The following is a 24183-nucleotide window of genomic DNA, read 5'->3' as shown; positions in this document are numbered from 1 at the left end:
AGGGTTCAACGAAGTTGTCAACATTTATTGACAAAAAGTCGGAAAAACACTTGCTTTCAGCCAGCCGATGTCTGCTAGAGTTGGAGCAGGTAACGAATTGATCGTTTTACGATTTCACGATGAGATGGACAGGAGCTCGATGACGATGGCCAAGACCCAGCAAACAGCCCCGATCAAACTCCGCCACGCGGCACTGTTTCAGCAAGCCTGTTACATCGGTGGCCAATGGTCGCAGGCGCAAAGCGGTGCAACGCTGGACGTGGACAACCCGGCAACGGGGGAGATCATCGGCCAGGTTCCCAACTGCAATGAGCAGGACACGGCACGTGCCATCGCGGAAGCCGAGAAGGGTTTTCAGGTGTGGCGTCACAAGACGGCCAATGAGCGCAATGAGGTATTGATGCGCTGGTATCAGTTGATGCTGGATCATACCGATGACCTCGGTGCCCTGATGACGCTTGAGCAGGGCAAACCCCTGGCCGAAGCCAAGGGCGAAGTGAATTACGCCGCATCGTTTATCAAATGGTTTGCCGAGGAGGCGCGCCGCGCTTATGGCGAAACCATTCCCGGCGCCAAACCCGGTCAGCATATTGTGGTGACCCGTCAGCCTGTGGGCGTGACCTGCTGTATCACCCCCTGGAATTTCCCGGCCGCCATGATCACCCGCAAAGCGGGCGCAGCGCTGGCAGCGGGTTGCTCAATGATCGTCAAACCCGCCGAGGCAACACCCTATACGGCGCTGGCGCTGGCGCAACTGGCCGAGGAGGCTGGAGTGCCCGCCGGTGTGCTGAACGTCATCACCGGCAAACCCCAACCAATCGGCGAGGCGCTGACCCGTAGCCCGGTGGTGCGCAAGCTCAGTTTTACCGGTTCTACCCGGGTGGGCAGTATTCTCATGTCCCAGTGCGCCGAACACATTCAGAAAGTGTCCCTCGAGCTGGGCGGCAATGCGCCGTTTATCGTGTTTGATGATGCCGATCTGGATAAAGCGGTCGAGGGGGCGATGGCCTCCAAGTTTCGCAACACCGGCCAGACCTGCGTGTGCGCGAACCGGTTTCTGGTGCAGCGCAGCGTGCACGATGCCTTCGTTGAAAAACTCACCGAGGCCATGAAGACACTCAAGGTCGGCGACGGTTTTGAAGAAGGGGTCAATCAATCCGCATTGATCAACCGCGCGGCGGTCGAAAAGGTCCAGCAGCATTATCAGGACGCCATGAGCAAAGGGGCCAAGCGGGTCTTCGGTCCGGCACCGGAGGGCGACAGGGGCAACTATGTGGAGCCACTGTTGCTCACCGGTATCAAACCGGAAATGCAGGTCTGTCACGAAGAAACCTTTGGCCCCCTGGCCGCGGTCATGGCGTTTGACTCTGAAGACGACGCCATTCGCCTGGCGAACGATACGCCCTATGGTCTGGCGGCGTACTTTTACAGCCAGAACATTCATCGCGTCTGGCGTGTCGCCGATGCGCTGGAGAGTGGCATTATCGGCGTCAACGAGGGCGCCGTGTCCAATGCCGCCGCACCTTTCGGTGGCATGAAAGCATCGGGACTGGGACGGGAAGGGTCCAGTCACGGTATGGCCGAATACGAGGAAATCAAATACCTCTGCATGGGTGGGGAGTAACGGCCATGGCCCAGCAACCGATCAAGCTGGCGTTGATGCCCGGAGACGGTATCGGTGTGGAAGTGGTCGCCGCGGCCGAACGGGTGCTGGACACCTTGCGCCAGCGGTATGACCTGCCTCTGAGCTGGGACACACTGCCCTGGCCGAGTACCGCCTGGCATCGTGAGCACGGCGAAATGATGCCGGCGGATGCGCTGGAGCGGCTCGGCGACTATCAGGCCCTGTTGTTGGGTGCGCTTGGCGATCCGGGGCCGACCAGCGATCCCAAGCGTTACCGGTTATCCGACGGTGTGTCTCTGGCGCCGTTGCTGACTTTCCGCAAAGGCCTGGATCTCTGGGCCTGTGAGCGCCCGGCGCGCCTGCTTCCGGGAGCGCCCCAGTACCTCGCCGATGAGCGGGCCAAAGATATCGACATGCTGGTCATTCGGGAAAACAGTGAGGGCGAATACGTCAATCAGGGTGGGCGACTGCGCGCCGGCACGCCGGATGAGACCGCCACCCAACTGGAAGTGTTTACCCGCAAGGCCACCGAACGACTGATCCGGCATGCCTTCAATCGGGCCAGGGAGCGACTGACGTTGCGAGAGCAGGACGGCGAGCTGCGCGAGTACCTGTGCGACCGCTCGGGCCTGAAGGGCGCCCAGGTGTGCCTGATTACAAAGCGCAATGCACAACCGCATTGGGGTGAAATGTATACCGAGGTCTTTGAACAGGTCGCGCGGGAGTATCCGGACATTGGCGTGCATCACGAACTGGTGGACGCCGCCTGCATGAAGTTTGTCCAGTGCCCCTGGCAGTTCGATGTCGTGGTGGCCAGCAACCTGCACGGCGACATTCTGACCGACCTGGCCGCCGTGTTGGCCGGTGGACTGGGTGTGGCGCCCTCGTGCAACATCAACCCCGATGACAAGTCCCGGCCGGCCCTGTTCGAGCCGACCCACGGCAGCGCGCCGGATATCGCGGGGCAGGGTATCGCGAACCCGAGCGCCATGCTGTTGACCACGGCGATGATGCTCGACTGGCTCGGTCTGGCGGATGCGGCGCAATCCTTGCGCTCGGCGGTTGCCGAAGATCTGCAGGCACAACATCGTCAATCACAAGAGCAGAACAGCGGTGCGCGCACCACCGATGAGATCACCCAATCCATTCTCGGGCATCTTTCATGAGAATGGATTGAATATCATCACCAATCGTAAATGAAAGCACCATCGAGAAAACAGGAGCACTATCCATGAGCCATCTGTCGCCACTCCTGAAACAGTCCAGTAACGTCTGCGTTGAACACGGCGAGGGCGCCTGGCTTTACGATACTGACGGTCAGGCTTATCTGGACTTTACCTCGGGTATTGGAGTCACCGGCACGGGCCACTGCCATCCCACGGTGGTCAAGGCGGCACAGGAGCAGGTGGGTAAAGTCATTCATGCCCAGTACACCACGGTGACCCATGAACCCATGCTCAAATTGACCGATCGCCTGGTGGAAAAAATGCCCAAGGGCATCGATTCGGTGGCGTTTGCCAACTCCGGTTCCGAGGCGGTCGAAATGGCCTTGCGGCTGGCTCGACACGCCACCGGCCGGGCGAACATCCTGACCTTTCACGGCGGTTTTCATGGTCGGACCATGGCCGCTGCCTCTATGACCACCTCCGGTACCAAAGTGCGCACCGGGTTTCACCCCATGATGGCCGGGGTGGTGACAGCCCCCTTTCCCCACGCCTATCGCTATGGTTGGGACGAACAGGCGGCGGTGGAGTTCTGCCTGCGCGAGCTGGATGAAATCCTGAAAACCCACAGTGCGCCCTCAGATACTGCGGCCATGATCATTGAGCCGGTGCAGGGTGAATATGGCTATTACCCGGCTCCGAAGGTCTTTCTGGAAGGCATCGCCCAGCGCTGTAAAGACCACAACATCCTGTTGATTGCCGATGAAATCCAGGCCGGCTACGGCCGCACCGGGCGCTTCTGGAGCCATGAACATGCCGATGTCCACCCAGACATTGTCATTACCGCCAAAGGCTTGGCCAGTGGTTTTCCGCTGTCGGCGATTGCCGCGTCCCAGTCGCTGATGAACCAAGGCTTGCCCGGTTCGCAGGGTGGGACCTACGGTGCCAATGCGGTGGCCTGTGCCGCTGCGTTGGCGACACTCGACGTGGTCGAGGGCGAGAAGCTGGTCGCCAATGCCGCCGAGCGAGGCGAACAGCTGTATGCTCGGTTGGAGGCGTATAAGAAAGAGTACGCCTGGATCGATGACCTGCGTGGTCGGGGGTTGATGCTGGGCATGGAGATCGCCCACAGCCCGGATCGACCCCGAGCGGACATTGCGGAAAAACTGGCAAAGGAGTCCGAGAAGCGTGGACTGCTTTTGCTGCGCTGCGGCACCGCCGGGCAGATCATCCGCTGGTTGCCGCCGCTGGTGGTTTCGGCGGAAGAAGTGGACGATGCGGCGGACCGTTTCGGCAAAGTGCTCGAAGCCGTTGCCTCTGAACTGTAACGACTGAATCGACTCAAAGGGATCCATCATGACCGAAGTAGCGGTACTCACGGCCGACGACGAACCGGATCTGCCAGGCCTGGATGGGCTGCCCGATTCGGTTCGGGTGACCCACGTGAGAGACGAGCAGGCCCTGACCGAGGCGCTGACCCGAGCCGACATTCTGGTGGTCACCGACTTCCGTTCAGGAATGATCGAGCGCTGTTGGCCTGAAAAGCCCAGCGTGCGTTGGGTGCATGCCACCAGCGCGGGGGTGGATGCGCTGATGTTCCCGGCGCTGCGCGACAGCGACATTCCCGTGACCAATGCCCGGGGCATTTTCAATCGAGGTATTGCCGAATATGTGCTGGGGGCCATTCTGTTGTTTGCCAAAGACACCATGGGGAACCTCAACTACCAGCGTCTGCATCGCTGGCAGCACCGGGAAACCCGGCTGATTGATCGCCAACGTGTACTGATAGTCGGCGCCGGTTCGATTGGCACCACGGTGGGGCAGTTGCTCAATGCGGCGGGGCTCGAGGTTGAAGGCACCGCCCGAACCGAGCGGACTATTGAAGGGTTTCGCAAGGTGCACGCCCAGGAAGACATGATGGCGGTGTTGCCCCATGTCGATTATGTGGTGATCACCGCGCCGTTAACACCGGATACCGAAGGCCTGTTCGACCGGGAAACCTTTCGGGCCATGAAGCCGTCGGCGCATCTGATCAACGTCGGGCGCGGGCCCATTGTGGCCTCTGAGGCGTTGCTTGCGGCGCTGGAACAGGGTGACATTGCCGGGGCGGCGCTGGATGTCTTCGAGGAAGAGCCCCTGCCCGAGAATCATCCCCTGTGGGATAAACCCAATGTGATGATTTCCGCCCACATGGCCGGTGACTTTATCGGCTGGCGCCGGGCGCTGGGCGAACAATTCACCGACAACTTCACCCGCTGGCAGGCGGGTGAAGCACTGAACAATCTGGTATCCAAAGGCTGACCGGGGAGGGCCGTTGATGAGCCAAACGATGTTGCGGATGACCGCGGTAGAACTTCTGGAGCAGTATCGGGACGGGTCCCTGTCACCGGTCGAGGTGGCCACGGCCATGCTCGATCAGATTGAGCGGGTGGATTCCGAAACCAACGGGTTTTGCCTGGTGGATCGCGACACCACCCTGGCGCTGGCGCGCGAGTCCGAACAGCGCTATCAACAGCATCAGCCCCAGGGTACGCTCGACGGTGTGCCGGTGGCGGTGAAGGATGTGTTTTTTACCCCCATGTGGCCCACCCGTAAGGGCTCTCTGGCGGTGGACCCCAAACATACGCTGGACAGGACGACCCCCTCCACCGCGGCACTGGCCCGCCACGGTTATGTGCCCATCGGCAAAACCACCACCTCGGAATTCGGCTGGAAAGCGGTGACCGACAATCCGGTCGATGGGGTAACCAATAACCCCTGGAACCCACAGAAAACCGCCGGTGGTGCCAGTGGCGGCAGCGCCGTGGCGGTGGCGTTGGGGATGGCACCACTGGCGCTGGGCACGGACTCCGGTGGTTCCATCCGTATTCCCGCGTCCTTCTGCGGCCTGGTGGGTTTCAAACCCTCCGCGGGCGAAGTACCCCACTGGCCCGCCAGTCCGTTCGGCTTGCTGACCCAGGCGGGCCCCATGACTTGGACGGTGCAGGATTGTGCCCTGATGATGAATGTGATCACCGAGCATGATCATCGCGACACCCGGGCCATTCCCCGTCGACATATTGATTATCTGGGGAACCTGGGGCGCAGTATCAAAGGGCTGCGCATCGCCTACAGTCCCAATCTGGGCTATGTCGACGTTGACCCGGAGGTTGAACGGGCGGTGGCGCAGTCGGTTGAACTGTTCCGGGAGCTGGGCGCCGAGGTGGTCCGGGTGGACCCGGGCTTCAGCGATCCTTTACCCGCCTTTGGCCATCTGTTCTACGGCGGCGCGGCCAATGCCATGCGCGAGCTGGGCACCAAAAAACGCGAGCGGATGGACCCTCAGTTGGTCAAGGTCGCGGAAAAGGCCGGCAGACTGACCATGATTGATTATATGGGCGCGGTGGATGAATCCATGCGCCTGCGTGAGCGCATGGCGAATTTCCACCAGAAGTACGATCTGCTGTTGACGCCCACCTTGCCCATTACCGCGTTCAAGACCGGACGGGAAGTCCCGGAGGACTGGCCCAATACCCGCTGGCCCACCTGGACGCCCTTTACCTATCCGTTCAACATGACCGGGCAGCCCGCCATTACCGTGCCCTGTGGTTTTGATTCGGGTGGTATGCCCATCGGCCTGCAACTGGTGGGGGCGCGCTATAATGACGCTTTGGTGTTGCAAACCGCCGATGCGTATCAGCAGGCCAACGATCTGACCGATCGTCGTCCGGCACTGATGTCTTGAAGGGGGAAGCGGTATGCCACTGAGCAATATGGATTTCGAGTTCTACGAATCCGAGGATCCCATCTGGAATCCGGCCTTGATGACCATTCCGATTCCGGGCATCCGGAAAATGGTCAACCTGGCGTCCACCATGGACGATGTGATTCATCTGTCCATCGGCCAACCGGACCTGCCGACGCCTCAGAATGTGATCAACGCGGGGGTGGAAGCGCTGCAGCGTGGCCAGACCGGCTACACCATGGATGCCGGCCTGCCCGAGTTGCTGGAGTCGCTCGCGATCTACTACGGCGAGCGGTACCAGCGGACCTTGAGCCCGGACAACATCATGATCACCACCGGCGCCACCGAGGCGCTTTACCTGGCGCTGACCGCCGTGTCCGCGCCGGGGCGGCATTTCATCGTGCCAGATCCGGCGTTCATGTTGTACTCCCCATTGATCCGGATGAACGGGGGGGAGGTCACCGAAATTCCCACCCGCGCGGAAAACAATCACCAACTGGATCCCCAGGAAGTCATCGACGCGATCGAGCCCCATACCTACGGTATTGTGCTCAATTCACCGAGTAATCCCACCGGTACGGTCTATCCGCGGGAAACCCTGGAGGCGATTGTTGAAGAAGCCGCTTATCGCGGTATCCAGATCATCAGTGATGAGGTGTACGACCATCTCATTTACGACGGAAAAACCTACCCATCGGTGTTGTCCTGCTGCAGCGATCTCGATCATGTAATGGTGGTCAGTAGTTTTTCCAAAACCTACAGCATGGCGGGTATGCGCATCGGTTGGCTGATTGGCAGTCAGGGGGCGATCAAAAAACTGCGTCGCTACCACATGTTCACCACCACCGTGGCCAATACCCCGTTCCAGTGGGCCGGGGTGGCGGCACTGCACGGCGGCAATGATTTCATCAATCACATGCTCAAGGAATACACCGCGCGCCGGGATCGTCTGGTGGAGCTGGTGGAGCAGACGCCGCACATGACCGGCTATGTCCCGGAAGGGGCGTTTTACCTGTTTCCGTCATTGCCGGAGGGCGCCAACGGTACCAATATCGCGTTGCGTCTGCTCAAGGAAACCGGGGTGTGCACCATCCCCGGGGAAACCTTTGGCAGTAGCTGCAGCAATTCCCTGCGGCTGAGCTATTCCACCTCCATGGACAATATCGAGAAAGCGTTCGAGCGCATCATTCCCTGGATGGAACAGCAGGACTTCGACTGACGAGGCATCCGCTTATCGCACCAGGCGGGCGCGGAACTGTCGGCCTTTCAGTTTGCCTTTGTTGATCATCTCCAGGGCGATCGTGGCTTCCGAGCGTTTGACCGCGACGTAGGCTCGCAGGTCCTGCAGGTGTATTTTGCCCACCTGTTGACCGTCCAGTCCGCCGGGTGCGGTGAGCGCACCGAGAATATCGCCCCGGCGTACTTTCTGTTTTTTCCCGCCGTCGATCTGCAAGGTGGCCATCGGCGCCCGATAGGGCGGCTGTGTGAGAATGCCCTTGTCCGGTAGCGGCTCGATGGTGAGTGAGTCCCCCAGGCGGGCCAATTTGAAACGTTCTTTTTCATCAAACAGGGTAATGGCCTTCCCCTGGCGGCCGGCACGGCCGGTGCGCCCCACCCGATGCGTGTGCACCGCGCTGTCCCGGGCGATTTCATGGTTGATCACCAGGTCCACGGCGTCGATATCCAGCCCTCGGGCGGCGACGTCTGTGGCCACCAGGATCGAACAGCTGTTGTTGTCAAACAGCACCATGGTCTGATCCCGCTCTCTCTGATCCAGATCACCGTGCAGCGCCTGGGTGTTGAGACCATTCTGGTTCAGGTGTTGGGTCAGGGCTTTGACGCCCTGTTTGGTATTGCAGAATACCAGGGCGGCGTTCGGTCGTTCCGCCAACAGCAGCAGACGCACCGCTTCGGGGCGGGACAGCCCGTCAATCGGCGAAAAAAGCTCTTCAATGCTGCGCTCATCGTGACGCTCCTCAACGGTAATGCGAACCGGTTGATTCATGATCCGCTGTGCGATGGATTCAATTTCCGGAGGAAAAGTGGCGCTGAACAGCAGTGTCTGTCGGTCCGAGGGGATGTGTTCGACAATCCGGTCCAGCACGGGTTGAAACCCCATATCCAGCATCCGGTCCGCTTCATCAAGCACCAGGGTATCCACGGTGCTCAGATTCAGCGTGCCTTTGCGAAGATGGTCCTCGATCCGCCCGGGTGTGCCCACAACGATGTGCGCACCGTGCTCCAGAGAGCCGATCTGCGGTCCGATCGGCACACCGCCGCAAAGCGTCAACACTTTGATATTGGTCAGGGTTCGCGCCAGGGTGCGCACTTCCTCGGCCACCTGGTCGGCCAGCTCCCGGGTCGGGCACAGCACCAGTGACTGAATGCGAAAGCGTTGCGCCTGAAGCTTGTGCAACAGGCCCAGCCCGAAGGCGGCGGTTTTACCAGAACCGGTACGTGCCTGAACGATCACATCCCGGCCGGCCAGCACCTCGGGTAGGCTCTGGGCCTGAACCGGCGTCATCTGGTGGTACGCCAGGGAATCCAGGTTGCGAAGCAGAGCAGGATCGAGGGGCAGGGTCGCAAAGTCGGTAGGGGTCAAAAGTCACTCTCTCAAAAAATGGATTGAATCGGATAAGTGTCCGGTGTTGTTCCGGCATTCAGAGCGGGACGGCGTCAATCGGTGATGGCTTGTTGTCGCTGCGACTCCAACGTCACAATGGACGGCAGCAGATAGGGCTTGTCGTTGGCATAGAAAGAACGGTCAATATTGGTATTGTTCAGATAAAACACCCGTCTTGTTTCGAGGTTCAGCAGGCTGAGCGTATCACTGAAATAGTGATAAAACAGCGCGTCCCACTGACCGGTTTCGTGCGCTTTTTTCAGACCGAAGTTCAATCGCTCGGCCAGTTCCGGTTGCTTTCGGGATACAAAAAAGTACATCGGCAGGTAAGTGTATATGGCAATCTCATCCACCATCGCCAGGTCGGGCATGTCGGGCTGGTAGACCTCCAGTTCGGGCTTGATTTCGTACACCCCGCGCATGAGTAACTGGAAGCGATCTCCCAGCAGCATCGGAAACAGTGTCTCGTAAGGCCCGCCGTACACGACCTCAAAGCCGTTATCCTCGAGGATTTTAGCGGTAGACCAGCCCGCGCCCTGTCCGATTTTCAGGGTTTTGAGCGCTGCCAGACCTTCAATGGCATTGACCCGCTCCAGATTCTGACGGTGGCTGAAAAACAGGCGGTAACTGGCCAAGCCCTTCATGATAGGAAACGGAATCTGTTCGGCATTGTTCAGCCATTCCGGCATGGGCATGGAGATGGCGACCGACAAACGCTCATTTTTCTGTAGTTCAAGTAACTGACGGCGGATAACGGTTTGGGACGGCTGCTGCACGATTTTATAGGGGCCATAGCGCTGTTCGGACAGCGCCAGGGCGAGGGTCAGCAAATCAATGGCATAGTCCAGGTGCAGCCCCGCCCGCTCCATATAGGGGATGTCGACCACCACTTCCGCCGCCTCCGTTGACCGGGCGGCGAAGGTGGCCTGGCAGAGTGCCAATAGAAGCAGTAGGGCTGTCAGTCGCATCGGGCGGATCAGAGCCTGTCGTTGAGTCTGTCCACCCATGATAATCGAATGTTGCGGTGACGTCTGCTCCGGAGGCGCCAACCACACCCTGGGCGCCTCCAGACAAGCGGGTTCAGGGGGTGCCGATGCCCGCGTATCGAACCCCCGACAGGAGAGCCATCTCCCGATGCCAGGTGGCCAGGTCTTCCTGGTTGAGGTCCCGCAGCGCGTTGTGACCGCAGGCCCTGGCCATGACGCTCATCAACTGCACCGATGCGTCAAAGAAAGTACTCAGACGCTCGGCGGATTGATCGACATTGAGTCGCTTGCGCAGATCCTCGCGCTGTGTGGCGATACCGGCGGGGCAATTGTTGGTATTGCAGATTCGCGCTCCCACACAGCCGACCGCCTGAATGGCGCTGTTGGACAGTGCGATACCGTCGGCGCCCAGTGCCAGCGCCTTCACAAAGTCCATGGGAACCCGGAGTCCACCGGTGATGATGAGGGTCACCCGGCCACTGGCTTTCTGCTCATCCAGATAGCGCCGGGCCCGCGCCAGGGCGGGAATGGTGGGCACGCTGATGTGATCGCGGAACATCTCGGGGGCCGCACCCGTGCCGCCGCCCCGACCGTCCAGAATGATGTAATCCGCACTGGCATCCAGCGCGAATTGAATGTCCCGCTCGATATGGTTGGCGCTCAATTTGAAACCGACCGGGACGCCACCCGATATCTCCCGCACCCGGTCAGCGAAGCGCTTGAAATCCTTGACGCTGGACAGGTCCTTGAACGTGGGTGGAGAGGTGGCGGGTTCGCCAGCGGTTATCTGGCGAACTTGAGCGATCTTTTCGGTGTTTTTGTTACCCGGTAAATGACCACCAGTGCCGGTCTTGGCGCCCTGACCCCCTTTGAAGTGGAACGCCTGGATATCGCTCAACAGCTTCTCCTTGTAGCCAAACTTGGCGCTGGCGAGCTCGTAAAAATAACGACTGTTTTCGGCTTTTTCTTCCGGGAGCATGCCGCCTTCGCCGGAGCAGATGCCGGTGCCGGCCCGCTCGGCACCTTTGGCCAAGGCCACTTTAGCTTCCTCCGATAAGGCGCCAAAGCTCATATCGGAGACCAATAGGGGAATCTTCAGACTGAGTGGTTTTTTCGCCTCGGGCCCGACCACCAGTTCCGTATCAATGGAGACATCCTCCATCAGGGGCTTTGTCGCCATCTGGGCGACCATGATCTGGAGGTCATCCCAGTGGGGCAGTTCGTTGCGCGGGACGCCCATGGCCGATACCGGCCCGTGGCTGCCGAGATTTTTCAGTCCTTCCCGTGCGAGCAGGTGAATGAATTCGACTGTGGGCTCCTCCGGTGTCGCTTTGGCGGTTGGAGCACCACTCTGCTCGTCCTTTTCCCAGGCAGGCCCCTCTTTCCCCACCTGATCATCACTGAACTGCTTGTGAGTACCGTCGCAGAAGGGGGCATCGTCGGTGTGCTTGCATTGACAGAGAAAGGCATCGCCGTCTTTTTCGGCCTTGAACATCTTGGGGGTAAAGCCGGTTCCGGAGTGGGAGCCATCGCAGAAGGGTTGATCCTTGGAGCGCCCGCAGCGGCAGAAAGCGTACTCTTCGCCTTTTTTGAGTGTCACTTTGGCGGGTTTGTTGTCGGCGATCACGGGCTGGCTCATGGTGGCTCCTTGTTATGTGGGTACAGGTATTACCGATGGGTTGCGCTCTGGGTACGCCTATCCTTGAATAATAGATGTGTTTTCCGCAGAACCCAAACGCTTGACGCTTCAGGGTGCCGGGCCTAGGCTTTAGGCGCTATGGCTTAACGGCGGCAGGCCTATCTGAATTTATGAAACCATCCTCTTTCCTGAGGTTAGACCGGGTGCGTTTTCTCGTCCAGCGAATTCGAGAGCGCCTTTGGGTGAAACCCCTGGCGCTTTGCGTGCTTTCTGTCGGCGGTGTATTCCTGGCCAAGCTCGCAGAAGGCGCCCCATTTGCCGACATTCTCCCTGTCGTCAGTCTCGACTCGGTGGAAGCGCTGCTCTCGGTGATGGCATCCAGCATGCTGGTGATAGCGACCTTCGCCGTGGGCTCCATGGTCGCGGCCTACGCCTCCGCGAGCACGGCCGCCACGCCTCGATCCATTCCCCTGGTGATTGCCGATGATGTCACCCAGAGCGCGCTGTCGGCCTTTATTGGCGCTTTCATCTTCAGTCTGGTGGCGCTGATCGCGGTCACAAATGGCTACTTTCAGGGGGCCGGCCTGTTCACCATCTTTGCCCTGACCGTATGGGTCTTTGGCATTGTCATCATTACCTTTGTCCGCTGGGTCGATCGCATTGCCCGGCTGGGGCGGGTGGTCAACACCATTGAACGGGTTGAAGAGTCGACGGCTGAGGCGCTGTCTCCCGGCGTCAACGATCCGGGGACCGCGATCGATGTGATTGGCACCCTGGTGCGTCTGTTCACCCTCTGGCGCCGGCCCCTGGAGCAGGGCGAGCTAGCCGCGACACGGTACGATCGGGTATGGGTCCCCGAGCTGTCAGTGGATGATCTGTTTGATGATGTTTTTACCGCGATTGCCCGGGATGGTGCCGGGATTGCCGAAGTGGCGATTCGACTTCAGAAGGCGCTGTGTGCTCTTGCGGCTCTGGAGGATCAGACCATGGTCTGCGCCGCAACCCGGCACTCCCGACTGGCACTGGCGCGTTCAGATCGCGCCATGGACCTGGCCGAGGACCGGGCGTCGGTACGCGCCGTCGCGCTGTCCAAAACTGTCGATACCTGACGACCCTTCGGTTGAAAATGGCGATGCGTCGTGCTTTGAATTGGTGCGTGAATTCGTTATTGTGCCTATGGTTCCGCAGTTCTTGATGATTAATAACTATTATGCGGATAGGGCGAGAAAAAATGCGACTTCAGGTTATAAAAACGGTGTGGAAAGGGGTGCTCCTGGCAGTGGTACTGAGCGGTGCTTCCTGGGCCGACAGCAATACCGCTGAGGGTGAGGCACTGGTGATTCGATACCCGGTGCTGGGCGAAGAATACGGCCAGACTTGGCCCAACTACTTTCTGGAGCTACTGACCCTGGCGCTGGATAAGGCGGGGGAGGAGTATGTTCTGGATCCCGTCACGCTATCAAACTTTCGTGAGAGTCGCAGTGTTATGTCTGTGGCGAAAGGCATGTACGACATCCACTGGATGAATACCAACAAGACCCGAGAGACTGTGTTGCGCCCCATTCGGGTGCCGCTGTTCAAAGGGTTGATCGGCTGGCGATTGCTGATGGTTCGTTCGGGCGACGAGGACCAGTTTGCCAACATGACTGACCTGGCACCGCTGCGAGACCTGAAAACCGTCCAGGGGCATGACTGGCCAGATAGCGCCATTCTGGAACATAACGGTCTGCCCGTGATCCGCACGCCCCACTGGGAGGGGATGTTCAAGATGCTGTACGCCGGTCGGGTCGACTACTTTCCCCGCTCGGTGGTGGAAGTCTGGAAAGAGCAGCGGGTGTTCTCCGAGCTGGAGCTGGCAGTGGATGAACATGTGGTTCTGGTCTATCCATCGGCGTATTACTTTTTTGTACGCCGGAACAACGAGCGCCTGGCCGAGGCGATCGAGCGCGGTCTGTTGGCCGCCATTGACGATGGTTCATTTGATCGGGTGCTTATGGCACACTTCGGAGAGAGTCTGAAGCGGGCCCGTCTCAATGAGCGTACCCTCATTCGCCTGGACAACCCGTTGATGACGCCCGACACCCCACTGGACCGCCCGGAGCTGTGGTATCGCCCTTGAACGCCGTAATCGTCAATCTCTATATTTCCCCGGATGAATATCAGCGCTGGTACCAGGGGAGCGCTCAGAGCGTGCTTGCCCAGACCGTCGATGGCCGCAGTGTACGCTTCCCGGCGCCGATACTGCGGCAGTTTGTTACCCGCGAGGGAATCCGGGGCCGATTCCGGATTCATTTCGATGCCGACAATCGCTTCAAGAAAATCGAAAAAATCGACTAGAAACCCGAAATCCAGTATCCTTTGACGCTGTTTCACCTCGCTGCAAAGAGCCCCTGCATGTATTCGCTGATTCGCAACGCCCTGTTCAAACTGGACCCTGAAACCGCTCACCACATCAGCCTGGACTGGCTGGGGGCGGCAGAGCGTCTGAAGCTGCTGCCGTTGTTCAAACCCAAAGCGGCGTACAACCCGGTCGAAGTCATGGGGCTGCGCTTTGCCAACCCTCTGGGCCTGGCCGCCGGACTCGACAAAAACGGTGATTATTTCAATGCGCTGGGCGCGCTCGGTTTCGGCTTTGTCGAAATCGGCACGGTCACCCCCAAGCCCCAGCCGGGAAACCCTAAGCCGCGACTGTTTCGCCTGCCGGAGCAAGAGGCGATCATCAACCGGATGGGGTTCAACAATTTGGGTGTGGATCACCTGGTGGAGCAGGTCAAGCGTCGTCGTTATTCCGGTATCCTGGGAATCAATATCGGCAAGAACGCCACCACGCCTCTGGAAAATGCCGTTGATGACTATCTCTTCTGTCTCAATCGGGTGTACGAACACGCCGAGTACATCACGTTCAATATTTCCTCTCCGAATACCCCGGGGCTGCGTGATCTTCAGTTTGGTGACAGCCTGGCCCGTATGCTTGAGCGTCTGAAAGTGGAGCAACAGAAACACTATCAGGCCATTGGGCGCTATGTCCCCCTGGTCGTGAAAATCGCGCCGGACATGGATGATGTGGCCATCGAGCAGGTCGCCAAGGTCTTGCTGGAGCAGGGTATGGACGGGGTGATCGCCACCAATACCACCATTGGCCGGGAAGGGGTCGAGGGGTTGGCGCACAGTGAAGAGACCGGTGGCCTCAGTGGTCTGCCGGTTCGCGATAAAAGCACGCATGTCATTGCGTCCTTGCACAGTCACCTGAAGGACCGGTTGCCGATTATTGGCGTGGGCGGTATCAGCGATGGCGCCAGTGCCGTCGAAAAAATGGCCGCGGGTGCCCGGTTGGTTCAGGTGTACACCGGATTCATCTATCAGGGGCCTCGACTCATTGCCGATGTCACTCGGGCCCTGGCCGAGAAACGCGATTAACCGATAACGATTCTAAAGCGAGTGGAGTATGGAATTTAAAACCGTAACCCTGCCCAACAACAAAAGCATTGCGTTGGTGGCACATGACAACAAAAAGCAGGATCTGGTGGCCTGGTGCAGCAAGCACCGGGAGACCCTGAAGAGCCATACGCTCTACGCCACGGGAACCACCGGAACGGTGATCGCCAATGCGACACAACTGCCGATCAACAAACTGATCAGCGGTCCACTGGGCGGTGACCAGCAAGTGGGTTCGTTGATCACTGAAGGCAAAGTGGATTTTCTGATTTTTTTCTGGGATCCGTTCGAGCCGATGCCCCACGACCCGGATGTAAAAGCGCTATTGCGTATCGCCGCGGTGTGGAACATTCCCGTGGCCTGCAACCAGATATCGGCCGATTTCATGGTGGCCTCGCCGCTGTTCAACAACGAAGTGGATCGCTCCATTCCGGACTACGAAGCGTATATGGCAAAACGGGCACAATAAAAGTGCCCGTGGATTACCGTCTGATGAATGACAGATAGTCGCTCAGGTGGCCACTTTCCCCAGGATTTTATCCAGCCTCCGGGTGCTCAGCACCCGCTTCAGATAGCCCATCAGGTAGGTCGGAAAGGTGACGTAGTAGCGCGGCTTGGGTCGGTTACTTTCCAGTGCGTGTTTCAGGCGTTTGTAGACCGCATCCGGCCCCAGAGTGAATCGCTGAGTGGGCCCCTTTTTGCTCAGACGCTCAATGGCATTTTCGTACTTTTCCCGATGCCGGCTGTTCTGCATGTCGATATTGCTTTTCAGCGCCGCCAGTGCGTTTTTACGGAAATCACTCAATATCGGGCCGGGCTCTATCAGGCTGACATGGACACCGGTTCCTTCGAGTTCCAGGCGCAAGGTGTCGGTCAATCCCTCCAGGGCAAACTTGCTGGCATTGTAAGCCCCCCGAAAAGGCATGGCGGCGAAGCCCAGCACGGAACTGTTCTGAATGATGCGCCCTTCACCGGCGGCAATCATGGCGGGGAGCAGGGCATTGGTCAGCTCCGCCCAACCAAAAAAGTTGGTTTCAAACTGCCGGCGCAGGGTGTCCCGGTTGAGATCTTCGACTGCACCGGGCTGACCATAGGCGCCATTGTTGAACAGGGCGTACAGCCTCCCGTCACACAATTGCAGGGTTTCCTCGACGGCCCGGTGGATGCTGCCGGAGTCCGCAACATCCAGTTGAATGCAGGTCAGGCCCTCGGCCTGCAGGCGGGAGACATCGGGCAGTTTTCGACAGCTGGCAATGACGCGGTAGCCGTCTTGTTGCAGTGCTTTGGCGCAGTGGTAACCAATGCCGGTGGAGGCGCCGGTTACCAGAACGGTTTTGGTGTCGGACATGCGGAATGATCTCGCCGTTTGTTGAACCATTAGAACGGCATGCAGTGTACTGGATTTTTCCGGCCCCGGTCACCTCGACGGAATCGCCTTGCTGTCGCAGCCATCGAACAGGGTTTGCCAGTGAGCCACGTGGTCACGCAGGCTGTTCTGGAAGGCGAGGTGTTGCGTGGTCACTTGATCAAAAAATGGCTCAATGGCAGGCCTCAGTTCGGCGGACTGTTGGTCCAGCAGCGCTTCATAGTGCGTCATGACGTTGTTGGCTCGACGATTGACTGCCGCCAGCCAGGGCTGAACCTCACCCACAAATACCTTCACCATGACGTTGCGGGCGTATTCGAGCTCTCGCTTCGGCAGGCCCGCCGGGCAGAGCATTTTCTGCTGATGGGCTCGTTCCAGCATCCGGTTGGCCGCTTGGGTATAGCGCTCGCCAAGCACCAGGCTCTGCAGCAGTTTGCCGCCCAGAGCGTATTGCTCCAGCGCCTTGTATTGCGATTCGAGCTCCGGACGTTCCGGCCACTGTTGCTGTTCCAGGCGCTCTGGCAATCGCGATAGAAAGGCGAGGGCGGTCAGCGCTTCCTGGAAAGTGGCCTCCCGGCCGGGTTCCAGTGGCGTGGTGGATGGGCTCCAGAAAGCCCGCAGCTCCGGTGCCGCCGCACTGGCATTCCAGTAGCGAGCCGGCCACTGCTGTTGCTTGCGCCGCTCGAGGTCTTCGGCCAGCGCCACCAGTTCTGCGTCGTCCAGTGTCCGGATGCAATGGCGCAGTCGCTGGAGAATACGACCGTCCATGTGCAGGTGCTGGGAGGGGACCATCACCCGCCCGAGAATACTGTTGCGTTCGCCCAGTACCTCGGCCAGGCCGCACTGACGAAACCCCCAGAAATCCAATAGATTGATGGACAGGGGCTCCAGCTCGACCTGCAGTTCCCGCGGTGGCGGCATACGGGGTGCGGGCTCAGCGGCTATGGCGGGAATATCTACGGATAACACCCTGGATAATCGAGTCAGGTAGTCGTCCAGCATCGCCTCGGCCGGCGGCGTTGGCTGGCAGGCGGATAGCAGGGCAGTCGTTAGCAGGCAGGTAATAACACGCATACCGCTATTGTACGCTCCCGAAACCGATACGGACGAGCCACGGGTGCGGTGGGCTCAGGACATTGGCGGCGAAATACCGTCAGGGTCCCTGACCGCTCTCAGCGCAGCGCTTTCCGAAACAGACTGACCGCCATCTGGTAGCACTGCAATGCCAACTCCGGATCGTAGCGATCGCCCTCATCGCGCATGAACGCGTGCTGGCCGTTGACTTCCAGCCAGCTGAAGGTACAGCCCGCGTCCCTGAGAGCGCGATTGATCTCCGCCCTAGGTTGATCCGGAACGTGTGGGTCCTGACGGCCCCAGATCATCAGCAGCTCCCCCTGGATCTCGCCGGCCCGGGCGAGGGTCTGGTCTTCGTCGGGTGCCGGTAGGGTATTTGAATGCAGGTCGGTGGCGTACAGACAGCAGGCCGCCTTGATCGCCGGATTCAACGCGGCGCGAAAGGCCAGGTGCCCACCCAGGCAGACTCCCATGCTGCCCACTGCGCCTGAGTAGTATTGCTGCTTCTCCAGAAACGCGACCATAGCCCCGGTGTCGCTATCGTGATCCTTCAGCGGCTTGGCGAACTTGTCGTTGTTGCCTTTTTCCTTGCCGGCGTCGTCGTAGCCCAGCACGGTGCCAATCGGATTCAGCTCGTGGGCCACCTCGGGTACCAGGACGACGAAGCCGTGCCCGGCCACGATCGCCGCTGAACGGGCGATGGGGGCGGTCTGCTGAAAAATTTCCGAGTAGAAAATGATGGCCGGATAGCGACCTTCGGCCGCGGGGCGGTACACGTAGGTGCGCATGGTGCCGGTGGGAGTGTCGAGATCGACATGGTCGTTTTGTATCAGCATGGTCGGGTCCGTCAATAGCGGGTGGTCGGGAAATACCACAGTATAACCAAAGAGCCTAAGCCGGGGGCTTGACCGGCCGGCGAGCGACTGAGATTATTTGGGGGTCATTTGATATGACATATTATAAATAATTACGTGAGAGTAAAAACAATGAATCAACCAAAATGGCTGTACGTGCTGCTGTTGAGCAGTGCGCTGGCCGCCTGTGGCGGCTCTTCATCCCCGGAAAACGGTTCCTCCTCCAGCAGTTCATCCTCAAGCAATCCGGCCTCCTCCAGCAGCGCGAGCGCCTCGTCAGAGCCGGCGTCGACGGTATTTGTCTGCCCGGAGAGCGGGTTGTACTTCTGTGACGACTTCTCCGATGGCACGGCCGATCAGTGGGTTCTGCAGTCGTCCCCGGATAACCCGGAGGGTGAACCCAACGGTACCTTCGATGTGGTGGAGGATGGCGACAACCACGTGTTGCGCTTCACCGCCGCCAGTCAGGGCGGCGAGTTGGCCTTTATCGACGTGAGCGCTCTTGAAATCCCGTCGGAAGACTACTACGTGGAAGCGCGGATACGCCCCCGCGAAAACAGCACCACCGGAAACAAGTTCCTGTACCTGATGGCACGCTATCACAGTGAAGGTAACTGGTATGCCGCGGGTCTGAATGTGCAGAACAACACCGACAGTACCAAGGTGGAGATCGCCAAGTCGGTGGACGGCACGATCGATCGTCCGGTCCAGGTGGGCCGGGAAATCGTCCAGGGCCCCAGAGATACGCTGGAGGGCGGGCAGTGGTACACGGTCCGTTTTGAGTTGATCGGCGATACCCTGACGGTCTACTTCAATGGTGAGAATGTCGGCTCCCATACCGATACCGACTACACCGGTATTGGCGATATAGGGCTGTTTACCGCCAACAAGTCGTTTGAGATTGATGATGTGGTCATCGGTGATCCGGCCAACAAGCCGGTGCAGTTGACCATTGATCCGGCCAGTAGTGAATGGATTGCCGAGGCGCAGACCGATGATTATGTGATCGACGTAACGGCGGTGCAGAGCAATGGGGATCCGGATACGTTCAGCGTCGAGTCCTCGAATACGGCGGTGGTCGGTGTCGACGTGCAGGGCAATCAGGTGCACTTGAGCCCCTTGGCCGAGGGCGAGGCGACCATCACCTTTACCAGCGGCTCTGATGCGACTCTGATCCGAACCATTGAAGCCACAATCACTCCGGCGTTCGTCCAGCCAACCGCGGTTTACGATCTGGCTGAACGAGTTGTTCCCGCCGTTGGTGCAACCGATATTCTGCGCGATACCCGGATCAAACTGACCTTTGACGATGTTCCCACGCTCGGTGCGGCGGGCTCGGCCCGTATTTACCGCGCCAGTGATGACGCTGTGATCGACAATATCAGTGTATTGGGCGAGCAGGACAGCCTGCCATCGGCCGATCGTGCGCGCACCCTCAACACGGAGCAGATCTGGGTCGAGGGCAACAGCGTGGTGATCGCGCCCCATTACGGAGTTCTGGAGCCCGGCGAAACCTATTATGTCGCCATTGCCGATGGGGTGATTAACGGCACCCTCAATGGGGCTGAATTTGAAGGTCTCGGTAAAGACGCCGCCTGGACGTTTAGCACCACGGCGGATGCCCCTTCCGGTAATGAGCTGACGGTGGCCGAAACCGGCGAGGCGGATTTCCGCACGGTGCAGGGCGCACTGTCTTATGCCATGTTGGAGTTGGGCAAAGACGATGCGGTGACCATCAATGTGATGAACGGCACTTACCGTGAACCGCTGTACCTGCGCAACAAGAACAACCTCACCCTGCGCGGCGAGAGCCGGGAGAATACCCGCATCGAGTACCGCAACAACGAGCAGCTCAATGGTGGCACCAGTGGTCGCCCATTGTTCCTGGTCGAGTCTGCGGACCTGTTGGTTCTTGAGCACCTCACGATCGAGAATACCACCCTTGTCGGGGAGGGTGGTCAGGCCGAAACCATTTACTTCAATAGCCCCCATCGCCTGGTGGCCAAAGACGCTGCCTTTCTGAGCGAGCAGGACACCCTGTTGCTTAAAGGTTACAGCTGGTTCTATGAGTCCCTGGTTGCTGGCAACGTGGATTACATTTGGGGTTATGTGGAGGCGGCGCTGTTTGAAAACAGTGAGATTCGCACGGTGGGTCGCTCCGATGGCGGTAGCGGTGGCTATATCCTTCAGGCCCGCACACCGGACAGCGTCAAAGGCTTTGTGTTCCTGAACAGCGAGCTGACCCGCGGTGAAGGACCGACCGGTGCCAATGTGGCTGACAATACGTTTGCCCTCGCGCGCAGCGGCGGCAGTCAGGACTATTTCGACAATGTGGTATTCGTCAATACCCGGATGGATGACCACATCCGTTCAAGTGCCTGGCACACCGACCCGACTCCCAACCCGGAAACCGCCACTGCCACTAACGGCTGGCGCGAATACAACAGCATGGATATCAATGGCGACCCGCTGGATACCAGCGGTTGGGTGAGCTATTCACTGAGCCAGCAGGAGTACGAAACCGAGTTCTCTTCAAGGGAGCAAATTTTCTCTACCTATAACGGTGGCGAAGGCTGGAACCCTCAGCCGTAAACAGGGTCGGCTGACAACGACGGCGTTATGCCACTCATTGGCAAGTTTGTGCGACGCCACAAAAATGAAAAAGCCCGCTGACTCACGCCAGCGGGCTTTTTTGTGGGCGATGAGGGTAGGGCGGTTTACACCGCCACTTCCTCAATCTGCACCGACGCGATGCGCTTACCTTCGTCCGCCGACTTCTGGTATTCCTCAATTTCGTTGAAGTTGAGGTAGCGGTAGATATCGCTGGCCATGCTGTTCAGGCCTTTGGTGTACTCCAGGTACTCCGACGGGGTGGGCAGCTTGCCGGTGATGGCGGCTACCGCGGCCAACTCGGCCGAGGCCAGGTAGACGTTGGCACCCTGACCCAGACGGTTCGGGAAGTTACGGGTGGAGGTGGATACCACCGTGGAGTTCGGAGCCACTCGCGCCTGGTTACCCATGCACAGAGAGCAGCCGGGCATTTCGGTGCGGGCGCCTTTGCTGCCAAAGATGTTGAAGTAGCCTTCTTCCATCAGCTGGTGCTCGTCCATTTTGGTGGGCGGTGCAATCCAGAGACGGGTGGCCAGCTCCTCTTTGGTGGCTTCCAGCAGTTTGCCGGCGGCACGGAAGTGACCGATGTTGGTCATGCACGAACCGATGAACACTTCATCGATCTTGGTTTCCTGCACGTCGGACAGTTTCTTCACATCGTCCGGATCGTTCGGGCAGGCCAGCAGCGGCTCGGTGATTTCCGCCAGATCGATTTCGATCACTTCGGTGTATTCTGCGTCCGCATCGGCTTCCATCAGCTCCGGGTTGTCCAGCCACTCTTCCATCTTGCGCGCACGACGCTCCAGGGTACGCACGTCGCCGTAGCCCTGTTCGATCATCCAGCGCAGCATGGTGATGTTGGACTTCAGGTACTCGATGATCGGCTCTTTGCCCAGCTTGATGGTACAGCCGGCGGCGGAACGCTCGGCCGAGGCATCGGAGATTTCGAAGGCCTGTTCGACTTTCAGGTCCGGCAGACCTTCCACTTCCAGAATGCGGCCGGAGAAGATGTTTTTCTTACCTTTCTTCTCGACGGTCAGCAGACCCTTCTGGATGGCGTAGTAGGGGATGGCATTGACCAGGTCACGCAGGGTGATACCCGGCTGCATGTCGCCCTTGAAGCGCACCAGAACCGATTCCGGCATATCCAGCGGCATTACGCCGGTAGCCGCGGCAAAGGCCACCAGGCCAGAACCGGCCGGGAAGGAGATGCCCAGGGGGAAACGGGTGTGGGAGTCACCGCCGGTGCCCACGGTATCGGGCAGCAGCATACGGTTCAGCCAGCTGTGAATGATGCCGTCCGCCGGGCGCAGGGACACACCGCCACGGGTCATGATGAAGTCGGGCAGGGTGTGCTGGGTGTCGATGTCCACCGGCTTGGGGTAGGCGGCGGTGTGGCAGAAGGACTGCATGGTCAGGTCGGCGGAGAAGCCGAGGCAGGCCAGGTCTTTCAGCTCATCGCGGGTCATGGGGCCGGTGGTGTCCTGGGAGCCGACGGTGGTCATGTAGGGCTCGCAGTAGGTACCGGGGCGCACACCTTCCATGCCACAGGCCTTGCCGACCATCTTCTGGGCCAAGGTGTAACCCTTGCCGGTGTCCTTGGGCTGCTCGGGCTTGCGGAACAGGTCGGAAGGGGCCAGGCCCAGGGATTCGCGGGCCTTACCGGTCAGACCACGACCGATGATCAGCGGAATCCGGCCGCCGGCCTGGACTTCGTCCAGCAGTACTTCGGACTTCAGACCAAATTCGCAAATCAGCTCGCCGGTCTCGCCATTGAGAATCTTGCCTTCATAGGGACGCACTTCGATGACGTCGCCCATGTTCAGGTCGTCCACCGGCGCTTCGAATACCAGCGCGCCGGCGTCTTCCATGGTGTTGTAGAAAATCGGCGCCACTTTACTGCCGATACAGACGCCACCGGTGCGCTTGTTGGGCACACCCGGGATGTCTTCACCGATGTACCAGAGCACGGAGTTGGTGGCGGATTTACGCGAGGAGCCGGTGCCGACCACATCCCCCACCATGGCCAGCGGGTAGCCTTTCTTCTTTAGCTCGTCGATCTGCTTGATCGGGCCGATGGTGCCGGGTTCGTCCGGGGTCAGGCCTTCGCGCTCGTTTTTGTACATCGCCAGGGCGTGCAGCGGGATATCCGGGCGGGACCAGGCGTCCTGGGCTGGGGACAGGTCGTCAGTGTTGGTTTCACCGGTGACCTTGAATACGGTCAGCTTGATGCTCTCGGGGACTTTCTGGCGCTTGGTGAACCACTCGGCATCGGCCCAGGATTGCAGAACGCCTTTGGCAAATTCGTTGCCGGCTTTGGCTTTTTCTTCCACGTCGTGGAAAGCGTCGAACATCAGCAGGGTGTGCTTGAGTTCGTCGGCGGCCAGGGGAGCCAGAGCCGTGTTGTCCAGCAGCTCGACCAGGGTTTCGATGTTGTAACCGCCGTGCATGTTGCCCAGCAGTTTGACGGCGTGTTCTTTGGAGATCAGAGGGGTTTCGGCTTCGCCTTTCACGATGGCGCTCAGGAAAGCGGCTTTGACGTAAGCGGCTTCATCCACACCGGCGGGGACGCGATGGCTGATCAGCTCGACCAGGGTCTCTTCTTCGCCAGCGGGTGGGTTTTTGAGCAGTTCGACCAGTTCGGCAACTTGTTCTGCGTTCAGCGGTTTGGGGGGTACGCCTTCCGCGGCGCGTTCCGCGACGTGAGTACGATAGGCTTCAAGCACGATTGAGTTCCTCTGATTTTGTGGGGTTACTCTCTCAACAGGATCTCTGCCTTGAGAGACTATCCATGACCGTCATGGATGCGAGTGGACCCAGGGTCCGGCGCCGCGCCCCGGGAGGCGGTTGATGGCACGGCTCAACGGCGGCGGATTATACAGCAACCCCCCTTAACTGTGTAGGGCGCCCGGATCGGCTCCCGCCCGCTCCTGCCCGCTGGGTTGGTCTGACGTGAGTAATCCAACCGAGAACGATTGGTGATCGAACTTGGTGCTCTGGATAAAGCGCTCCGCCGGGGCATACCCTTGTGAGACACGCCGTGAACCCGTCCATGGGGGCTCATCACCCGCCATCCAGGCGGGTG

19 protein-coding genes are annotated in these 24183 nt (G+C 59.4%); 12 read left to right on the top strand and 7 right to left on the bottom strand.

Going from position 1 to position 24183, the window contains the following annotated elements:
* Positions 1 to 139: 139 nt before the first annotated feature.
* The 6 genes from B3520_RS06990 (at position 140) to B3520_RS06965 (ending at position 7730) form a co-directional block, all read left to right on the top strand.
* The gene (locus B3520_RS06990; RefSeq protein WP_286875752.1) at positions 140 to 1624 is read left to right on the top strand and encodes an NAD-dependent succinate-semialdehyde dehydrogenase; all 1485 of its coding nucleotides are present in this window, start codon (positions 140 to 142) and stop codon (positions 1622 to 1624) included.
* A 5-nt stretch (positions 1625 to 1629) separates the two neighbouring features.
* Positions 1630 to 2790 carry an isocitrate/isopropylmalate dehydrogenase family protein gene (locus tag B3520_RS06985; RefSeq protein ID WP_123637460.1) on the top strand — a complete coding sequence of 387 codons (1161 nt, stop codon included), beginning with the start codon at positions 1630 to 1632 and terminating at the stop codon, positions 2788 to 2790.
* 65 nt (positions 2791 to 2855) lie between these two features.
* A complete protein-coding gene (locus B3520_RS06980) occupies positions 2856 to 4115 on the top strand; it encodes an aspartate aminotransferase family protein (RefSeq protein ID WP_286804312.1) in 1260 nt (419 codons plus the stop codon).
* A gap of 28 nt (positions 4116 to 4143) precedes the next feature.
* Positions 4144 to 5088 carry a D-2-hydroxyacid dehydrogenase gene (locus B3520_RS06975; protein ID WP_123637458.1) on the top strand — a complete coding sequence of 315 codons (945 nt, stop codon included), beginning with the start codon at positions 4144 to 4146 and terminating at the stop codon, positions 5086 to 5088.
* A gap of 16 nt (positions 5089 to 5104) precedes the next feature.
* On the top strand, positions 5105 to 6511 hold the full coding sequence (locus B3520_RS06970) for an amidase (RefSeq protein WP_286804313.1): 1407 nt from the start codon (positions 5105 to 5107) through the stop codon (positions 6509 to 6511).
* 13 nt (positions 6512 to 6524) lie between these two features.
* Positions 6525 to 7730 carry a pyridoxal phosphate-dependent aminotransferase gene (locus B3520_RS06965; RefSeq protein ID WP_123637456.1) on the top strand — a complete coding sequence of 402 codons (1206 nt, stop codon included), beginning with the start codon at positions 6525 to 6527 and terminating at the stop codon, positions 7728 to 7730.
* 12 nt (positions 7731 to 7742) lie between these two features.
* Here B3520_RS06965 and dbpA read toward each other — a convergent pair whose 3' ends face one another.
* The 3 genes from dbpA to B3520_RS06950 form a co-directional block, all read right to left on the bottom strand.
* On the bottom strand, positions 7743 to 9113 hold the full coding sequence (gene dbpA / locus B3520_RS06960; RefSeq protein WP_286804314.1) for an ATP-dependent RNA helicase DbpA: 1371 nt from the start codon (positions 9111 to 9113) through the stop codon (positions 7743 to 7745).
* Positions 9114 to 9187: 74 nt separating this feature from the next.
* Positions 9188 to 10102 carry a hypothetical protein gene (locus B3520_RS06955; protein WP_123637454.1) on the bottom strand — a complete coding sequence of 305 codons (915 nt, stop codon included), beginning with the start codon at positions 10100 to 10102 and terminating at the stop codon, positions 9188 to 9190.
* A 112-nt stretch (positions 10103 to 10214) separates the two neighbouring features.
* Positions 10215 to 11759: a glutamate synthase-related protein gene (locus tag B3520_RS06950; RefSeq protein WP_286804315.1), complete on the bottom strand. Its 1545-nt coding sequence runs from the start codon at positions 11757 to 11759 to the stop codon at positions 10215 to 10217.
* 170 nt (positions 11760 to 11929) lie between these two features.
* Here B3520_RS06950 and B3520_RS06945 point away from each other — a divergent pair, with 170 nt between their 5' ends.
* From B3520_RS06945 to B3520_RS06925, 5 genes are all read left to right on the top strand, one after another.
* Positions 11930 to 12868 (top strand): DUF2254 family protein, encoded by a 939-nt coding sequence (locus B3520_RS06945; protein ID WP_286804316.1) that lies wholly within the window; start codon positions 11930 to 11932, stop codon positions 12866 to 12868.
* Between the two features lie 122 nt (positions 12869 to 12990).
* A complete protein-coding gene (locus B3520_RS06940) occupies positions 12991 to 13878 on the top strand; it encodes a substrate-binding periplasmic protein (RefSeq protein WP_286804317.1) in 888 nt (295 codons plus the stop codon).
* A complete protein-coding gene (locus B3520_RS06935; protein ID WP_123637450.1) occupies positions 13875 to 14096 on the top strand; it encodes a DUF2835 domain-containing protein in 222 nt (73 codons plus the stop codon). Before B3520_RS06940 ends, B3520_RS06935 begins: the two co-directional genes overlap by 4 nt.
* 57 nt (positions 14097 to 14153) lie before the next feature.
* A complete protein-coding gene (locus B3520_RS06930; protein ID WP_286804318.1) occupies positions 14154 to 15176 on the top strand; it encodes a quinone-dependent dihydroorotate dehydrogenase in 1023 nt (340 codons plus the stop codon).
* Between the two features lie 28 nt (positions 15177 to 15204).
* A complete protein-coding gene (locus B3520_RS06925) occupies positions 15205 to 15663 on the top strand; it encodes a methylglyoxal synthase (protein WP_024460280.1) in 459 nt (152 codons plus the stop codon).
* 42 nt (positions 15664 to 15705) lie between these two features.
* Here the strand turns inward: B3520_RS06925 and B3520_RS06920 are convergent, their stop codons facing one another.
* The 3 genes from B3520_RS06920 to B3520_RS06910 form a co-directional block, all read right to left on the bottom strand.
* Positions 15706 to 16542: an SDR family oxidoreductase gene (locus B3520_RS06920; protein ID WP_286804319.1), complete on the bottom strand. Its 837-nt coding sequence runs from the start codon at positions 16540 to 16542 to the stop codon at positions 15706 to 15708.
* Positions 16543 to 16611: 69 nt separating this feature from the next.
* Positions 16612 to 17634: a DUF3080 family protein gene (locus B3520_RS06915; RefSeq protein ID WP_286804320.1), complete on the bottom strand. Its 1023-nt coding sequence runs from the start codon at positions 17632 to 17634 to the stop codon at positions 16612 to 16614.
* Between the two features lie 98 nt (positions 17635 to 17732).
* On the bottom strand, positions 17733 to 18470 hold the full coding sequence (locus tag B3520_RS06910) for a dienelactone hydrolase family protein (protein ID WP_286804321.1): 738 nt from the start codon (positions 18468 to 18470) through the stop codon (positions 17733 to 17735).
* A 150-nt stretch (positions 18471 to 18620) separates the two neighbouring features.
* Between B3520_RS06910 and B3520_RS06905 the strand changes: the two genes are divergently transcribed.
* The gene (locus B3520_RS06905) at positions 18621 to 21080 is read left to right on the top strand and encodes a pectinesterase family protein (protein ID WP_286804322.1); all 2460 of its coding nucleotides are present in this window, start codon (positions 18621 to 18623) and stop codon (positions 21078 to 21080) included.
* A 125-nt stretch (positions 21081 to 21205) separates the two neighbouring features.
* Here B3520_RS06905 and acnB read toward each other — a convergent pair whose 3' ends face one another.
* The gene (gene acnB / locus B3520_RS06900; RefSeq protein WP_286804323.1) at positions 21206 to 23824 is read right to left on the bottom strand and encodes a bifunctional aconitate hydratase 2/2-methylisocitrate dehydratase; all 2619 of its coding nucleotides are present in this window, start codon (positions 23822 to 23824) and stop codon (positions 21206 to 21208) included.
* Positions 23825 to 24183: the final 359 nt, after the last annotated feature.

The sequence above is a fragment of the Marinimicrobium sp. UBA4509 genome, from assembly GCF_002388575.1.
GTDB lineage: Bacteria > Pseudomonadota > Gammaproteobacteria > Pseudomonadales > Cellvibrionaceae > Marinimicrobium > Marinimicrobium koreense.
This window is presented reverse-complemented; position numbering and strand designations above follow the sequence as displayed.

Bases quoted from the DNA above. Each gene is read 5' to 3' on its own strand.
- B3520_RS06990 (WP_286875752.1), top strand. From the start codon at position 140: ATGACGATGGCCAAGACCCAGCAAACAGCCCCGATCAAACTCCGCCAC.
- B3520_RS06985 (WP_123637460.1), top strand. From the start codon at position 1,630: ATGGCCCAGCAACCGATCAAGCTGGCGTTGATGCCCGGAGACGGTATC.
- B3520_RS06980 (WP_286804312.1), top strand. From the start codon at position 2,856: ATGAGCCATCTGTCGCCACTCCTGAAACAGTCCAGTAACGTCTGCGTT.
- B3520_RS06975 (WP_123637458.1), top strand. From the start codon at position 4,144: ATGACCGAAGTAGCGGTACTCACGGCCGACGACGAACCGGATCTGCCA.
- B3520_RS06970 (WP_286804313.1), top strand. From the start codon at position 5,105: ATGAGCCAAACGATGTTGCGGATGACCGCGGTAGAACTTCTGGAGCAG.
- B3520_RS06965 (WP_123637456.1), top strand. From the start codon at position 6,525: ATGCCACTGAGCAATATGGATTTCGAGTTCTACGAATCCGAGGATCCC.
- B3520_RS06955 (WP_123637454.1), bottom strand. From the start codon at position 10,102: ATGCGACTGACAGCCCTACTGCTTCTATTGGCACTCTGCCAGGCCACC.
- B3520_RS06950 (WP_286804315.1), bottom strand. From the start codon at position 11,759: ATGAGCCAGCCCGTGATCGCCGACAACAAACCCGCCAAAGTGACACTC.
- B3520_RS06945 (WP_286804316.1), top strand. From the start codon at position 11,930: ATGAAACCATCCTCTTTCCTGAGGTTAGACCGGGTGCGTTTTCTCGTC.
- B3520_RS06940 (WP_286804317.1), top strand. From the start codon at position 12,991: ATGCGACTTCAGGTTATAAAAACGGTGTGGAAAGGGGTGCTCCTGGCA.
- B3520_RS06930 (WP_286804318.1), top strand. From the start codon at position 14,154: ATGTATTCGCTGATTCGCAACGCCCTGTTCAAACTGGACCCTGAAACC.
- B3520_RS06925 (WP_024460280.1), top strand. From the start codon at position 15,205: ATGGAATTTAAAACCGTAACCCTGCCCAACAACAAAAGCATTGCGTTG.
- B3520_RS06920 (WP_286804319.1), bottom strand. From the start codon at position 16,542: ATGTCCGACACCAAAACCGTTCTGGTAACCGGCGCCTCCACCGGCATT.
- B3520_RS06915 (WP_286804320.1), bottom strand. From the start codon at position 17,634: ATGCGTGTTATTACCTGCCTGCTAACGACTGCCCTGCTATCCGCCTGC.
- B3520_RS06910 (WP_286804321.1), bottom strand. From the start codon at position 18,470: ATGCTGATACAAAACGACCATGTCGATCTCGACACTCCCACCGGCACC.
- B3520_RS06905 (WP_286804322.1), top strand. From the start codon at position 18,621: ATGAATCAACCAAAATGGCTGTACGTGCTGCTGTTGAGCAGTGCGCTG.